At 39.0% G+C, this 6099-nt stretch carries 3 protein-coding genes; all 3 read right to left on the reverse strand.

Translation table 11 applies throughout. The features are described from left to right. A partial coding sequence (locus ACRDEC_RS16815) for a DUF6443 domain-containing protein (RefSeq protein WP_431499530.1) occupies positions 1 to 322 on the reverse strand: 322 nt, incomplete at its 3' end. Between the two features lie 149 nt (positions 323 to 471). After that, positions 472 to 3924, reverse strand: coding sequence for a hypothetical protein (locus ACRDEC_RS16820; RefSeq protein ID WP_431499531.1), 3453 nt, complete (start codon positions 3922 to 3924; stop codon positions 472 to 474). 12 nt (positions 3925 to 3936) lie between these two features. After that, on the reverse strand, positions 3937 to 5547 hold the full coding sequence (locus tag ACRDEC_RS16825; RefSeq protein WP_431499532.1) for a T9SS type A sorting domain-containing protein: 1611 nt from the start codon (positions 5545 to 5547) through the stop codon (positions 3937 to 3939). Between the last annotated feature and the right edge of the window lie 552 nt (positions 5548 to 6099).

Raw genomic sequence — 6099 nt, forward strand, 5'->3', positions numbered from 1 at the left:
CCTGGTAATCCAGTTTTATCTCATGCCCGGAGTTCATGGCCCATGCCTCACCGGGAGCGGCTTGTTTTGTGACGCGGTTCAGTGGTGAGGCTTCAAAGAGTTTTTCACTGTAGGGATTGGCGGTGTTCTCATAAGCAGCCGTATTGTAAAACGCAGCAGTCTCACCTCCTGCATTGGAATTGTAATTCAGAGAGGCACTGGTATTGGCATAGGGAAGAAATTCCTTAGGCTGTCTGCCATAGGCATCGTACTCTATATGGGTTACGATGTCTTTTCCGGAATTTGATTGTCCGTTGGCAATTTGTTGTATGGGGCGTCCCAATCCGTCAAAATAAGTCATCTGCACCACTGAAGTCGTGGCTGTCGAATCTTTATAGGTCGTGGTTTTGACATAGTTTTGGGTCGTGGTCTGCCCCATAACGCCCAAAGGCAATACTAGGAGTAGTAATACTATTTTTTTCATGGCATCGATTAGTTAGGGCGGTAGTTGTATTCGTTTTTGCTCAGCACTTTCCCGGTATGGTTTTTGACCTGGAACAAACGGTTAAAGGCATCGTACTCGTAGGTGGTTTTAAATCCTTTAGGATCGGTCATGGTACTGATCCCGATAAGCGGTTTGTAGGTATAAGTGGTGACCATTGCAGCAGGCAAAGCCGCTCTTAGGTTGCTCAACGCTGTCAATAGGTTGGCTTCGGTTCCGGTATCGGACAAACTCTGCAAATTGCTCACATACGATTGTACATCGGCATATGCTGCATTTTCTATCTTGGCAATCGGCTGGGTTTTGTTGTAGCCCCAGATGTAGGCAATCTTGGTGCCGTTTTCCTGTTGTACCTCCAGTGGATTGCCAAATTCGTCGTAGCTGTTGTACTTGAACTGGGTTTCCAATGTTTGGCTTTTCTTTGAAGCAGCAACGCTTTGCGGCAGGTACGACACATTGCCTGTCCATGCTGTAGAATAATTGATTTTACTGGTAGAGAGCAAGGCAGAGCCTCTGTAGCTTTCCACTTTCTCAATCTCAGAAATCCTGTTTTGGGAATAAACAGAATTACCCGTATGATATGAATAATCGCTTTTCAAAATCTCTCCTTTACTGTTGGTACTGGTCTGAGACGCTATTTTTTTGTTTAAGGTATTGTAGGTAAAGGTTTCATTGGTTTGAACAACAATAGGAGTACTGCTGTTATACATATAATTTTTGGTGGTTTTAGTAGTAAGTTTTGCCCAGCCGTAGGCTTGTGTTAAAGAATATATTTGTGAATAATCAGCTGGATAACCATAAAGATTACTGTCATTAAAATTATTAAAGTGGGTACCACTGCGACCTGGAATATAAACTGGCCCAACCGGGTTTTCCAAGTGGTCTAAATAACTTTCATAACTATTAAAAAATGATCCTTTAAAGCCCAATCCGTTTGGTTTATAAAACCTGATTCCGTATGTTGTCTCATACCCCGTAAAATCATAACTATATGTTGTTTCCTGAAGTTTGTCAGTTTCATTTTTAATAGTTTCTTTAACTAATAAACCTCTTTTATAATCCAGATTTTTAGTTGGCAGAAATGGGGGAGTATCTGTAAATGTAAATTCTTCGGGAAAATCTATTGGAGATGTGTATTCGAAAACAGAGGAACCATTTCCGGTTTCAGATACGAAAACATGCTTGTAACCTACATCAGACCCTTGTGTTTTACAAAAATTCAGATTATTAAAATTCGTTTGGGTTGTAAAATAAACCGTTCCATTAAAATCAAGCGTTGAAAAATAGGGAGGTTCCTGACAAGAGGTATACATTTTAGTCGAATTTTGATATTTGAATAATGGCTTTAAAAACGTTAGGGATCCACTGCTTTTATTCGCATTATCGGGCCATGAGTAATTGTATTTTTTTTCCTTTCTGGAAGTATACTGACTCCATAAGCTTGGGTCATCATAATATACCTGAGGGACATCAGTGTCGAAATACCCAATTTGTTTGATCCTGTTGCCGCCGCCGTATAAAAACATTTTAGGGTTTGCAGCTTGCTCAAAATATTGTATTCCTAAAGTAGCATTTGGAACTGTGTCCGTTGAAGTAAAACTTCTGAAAATCCGGTATTGGATATTTGCTTCTAAAGTATAGGGAATGCAACAATTTTGGTTTGATCCTGAGCAATGCAGGCTGGCTATTCCTTTCCAGTTTCCATTTTCAAACTTTTGCAAAAGAAAAGTATCAACACTATTAGCTATATCTTCCACTACTATTGAAGGGGTAAATAGCACTTTCCTGATTTTAGTTGCAACAGGAATACTGTAAAGACTGTTTCCGGAATTAAAGGTACCCGGTGTCGGGTTATAGAAGGTTTCCTGTAAATTATCAGGATTCTCTTCAAAGTTGATGAGTGCTTGATTTCCAACATAAGAATAACGATTCGCTTCAAAGTTGAAAATAGCAGAGCCTCCGGTAGGATACTTTATTTTTTGCAGCAAATCTGTTGTGCCAAATGAAGGACTCGGTTCGTTTGAAAAATGAACACCCATGCTGGAACAGGTAGGGATTAAATTGAAATATCCCCAATAATCCTTTCCGATTATTTGATTTGCCAGATTATCATTGGTTTTATAATAAAATTTATGGCTGCCCTTAACGGCATTGTTTTGATTTAATTCACTAACCTCTTTCAGTATCATCCTGTTTTCAATTACTAAAGAATAATCATAGTTAAAATGATACTTTTTTATAGTTTCCCCACTCCAGGTTTTTATAGTCATCTCATTCATATAAATGGCTTTATTGGGTAGGGCAATGTTTGTATCCATACGTCCTTGAAGATAACCAATATCAATTTTAGAAATGCCCTGCACATTTATGGTTTGTATTTTTTTTACTGTTGTTTTTGAATAATTAGTAACCGTTGACTGGATAGGTTCGAACTCCTGAAAACAATTAAACTTAGCCATTAATTGATAACCGTCTAAGTTTGCATAAGTCGTTTGCTCGGAATAATCATTAGCTGTATAACTGCTGTTTTGCGAACACTCAATAAATTCATTGGTCGGATTAAAAATATAATCCACCAGCAAATTGTCATTATTGTCAAAAATTTTGGATAAATGAAAAGCACTTCTAAACTCTTTTTCCGTAGAAATTGAAGACGCCGTAGTAAGAACAAAAACGTTATTTACCGCAGTAGAATTTTTAGTTGTTTCGATTACATCAAACTCATATCTATATCCTTTTTCATCATAAATGGTAAAAGAGGCTGGCATGAAATTATTAATACCAACAGTAGTGTAATGATTGATGATTTTAATTCTGTAATCGTCTAAAGGAACAATTTTTAATAAATTAGTATTTATATCTTTTTCAATATAAAATCGGCCGGATTGCCCCATAAAGTTAAATTGCCATAAATCATGCTCTGTATCATATTTTTTGGATTCTATTATATCCCAGATATATTTATTGCCTTCAAAAAGGTTATTTGAAACAAAAAGAGGAGGGTTAACTTTATATTGATAATAGTAGTTAGTATGATTCTGTAAACTGGTATGGTAAAGCCCTACTTTACCGGGATTGCCACTATCTAAAACCAATTCTTCATCAGGTAAACCTCTTACTGTTCTTGAAATAGTTCCGCCGATAAACAAGCTCCATCCTAATCCCACATCTCCTGCTACATCATTGGCTCCAACACCGGCATGGTATTTCAGCGATAAATCCAGATTGATATCTTTAGAACGAGTTGCCGTACTAAACAAAGGAATACTGATATCCGGCACTCCTGTATAATTGCTCACGGGTACTTCTTCAAATTTCATTAAAGCCGCTACGGTAGGCGAAGGTGGAATTATAGTTGGTAAATCTGTTTTAATCTCCGGGTCCTGCCCAAAAGCCACAATTCCCTGCAAACACAATAGTAAAACAATACTATATTTTTTCATCTTTCTCATCCTTTAATTCTTAATTACTTTAATCCCGTTTTGCTCCACGTTGGTGCTGATATTGATCACATACACCCCGCTTGGCAGGTTGCTCAAATCAAACGGCACGGTGCTTTCGCCGTTTATTTTCTGCTGCTGCAGCTGTCTTCCATTCAAATCATATAAAGTAGCTGTTCCGTAGGTATACTCGTAATTGATAATCGCATTGGTGAAAGAGGTTACCGGATTCGGTACCGCTTCAATGCTTACTTTCTGCTGTTCCGGTTTGGATTTGTCTTTGAGTTTCACGACCCAGAAATCACTGCCGCCTTTGGCTGATTTTTTATCTTTTGAGGCTTCTCCTTTGGAAGTTCCTGCCAGAATATACCCACCATCCCTGGTTTCAATGAGTTTCTTCAATACTTCATCACCGGTACTGCCCACGGTTTTGCTCCAGAGTTCTTCTCCTTTGGCATCAATCTTCAGGGCGATATAATCGTTAATGCCGTCTTTGTCTTTTCTGATAGCTTTACCGGTAGTTTCTTTCTGCGCATATCCGGCAATCAGGTAACTACCGTCTTGATTCTCCACAATAGAAGTCAGTACATCAGTTTTGCCGTAATTATAGGTTTGCTGCCAAGAGATTGTTCCAGTTTCATCCAGTTTTACTATCCAAAAATCCGTACCGCTAGTGTTGCTTTTGCTTTTTGCTCCCGAAGTTTCCGAGTTTGAATTCCCTGCGGCCATATAACCGCCGTCTTTGGTTTGGATGAGTGTGGTCAGGTTATCGTCCTGATCACCACCGATGGTTTTCTGCCATTGGATAGTTCCGCTTTTATCTAATTTTACAATCCAGTAATCACCGGTACCTATGTTGTCTGCTGTTTTCTCTCCCGAAGCAGGAGAGTTGGAGTAGCCTCCAAGAATGTACCCGCCGTCTTTGGTTGGTACGACGCTTTTGAGCTCATCGGTATACGATCCGCCAATAGTCTGCTGCCATTGTATTTTTCCTTTATTGTCCAGTTTTACCACCCAGTAATCCAGACCGCCTCTGCTGTTTTGCGATTTTCCGCTGGTATTTTCTATTTCTGAAAGCGTTGTATCGGAATCTGAAGACCCACCTAAAATGTAGCCGCCGTCTTGGGTTTGTGTTATGCTTTGCAGTTGATCCTGACCGTTTCCGCCGATGGTTTGCTGCCATAATTCACCGCCTTTAGCATCTAGTTTGATGATCCAGAAATCCGACCCGCCTTTACTGTCGGCTGTCTTGTCCTGTCCTTTATTGGATTGGGAAGTTCCCGCCAGTATGAATCCCGCATCGCTGGTCAGCTGAATGCTTTGCAACAGGTCAAGACCGGAACCGCCAAAACTCTTTTGCCAGTCCAGCTCGCCTTTCTCGTCCATTTTCCAGATCCAGTAATCCAGATCCCCTTTGTTGGCGTCCGATTTATTTCCGTTTTTATCCGATATGGAACTGCCCGCCAGGATAAAACCATAATCCGGAGTCGGAACCGCATCAAACAGGAACTCGGCATGCTTGCCACCATAGGATTTCTCCCAAAGAATATCTTGGGATTGTGCCGTAAAAGCACAAAAAGAGAGGAAAAGTAAAAGCGTTTTTTTACTCCAAAATGAATAAAACATAAGCAATGCAGGTTGATTTGGGGTTATAATTTGATTTTCAAAAGAATAGCCCTGTTAAATAATTCTATAACAGGAATATTCGGGCGCGAAATTACAACATTACAGGTATATGAAACAATCGGAAAATACTGACAATTAATTAATTATGCAGCAAGTGTAAAACAAATTCAGACTTTGTCCTTTCTTCTGTAGTTGAGACTTTGTATTTTGTTGACATGGTTTATAGTTTGCTTTTTAATTTTATTCTCTTTGTGGGTACGGATTACTTCGTCAGTTACGGCTAAAGTCTCGTGTGCAAATCCGCCTATCGGGGTCAAACTTGGAAATATATTAAAAGCAAAAGCTATAACACAACTGCTATAGCTTTTGCTTTTAATTATAACTCAAAGTCGGGAGACTTTGCCAACTGGGGGAAATCTGTGTTTAAAAAAACAAACAGAAAATTTTACCACAGAAGTTGTGGTAAAATTTTTGTTTTAAAAAAAATACCACAACTTCTGTGGTAAAAAAATAGTATTGAAAAAAATACCACAAACACGAAATTTTTTTCTG

The sequence above is a fragment of the Flavobacterium sp. genome (genome assembly GCF_050696275.1).
Classification (GTDB): domain Bacteria; phylum Bacteroidota; class Bacteroidia; order Flavobacteriales; family Flavobacteriaceae; genus Flavobacterium.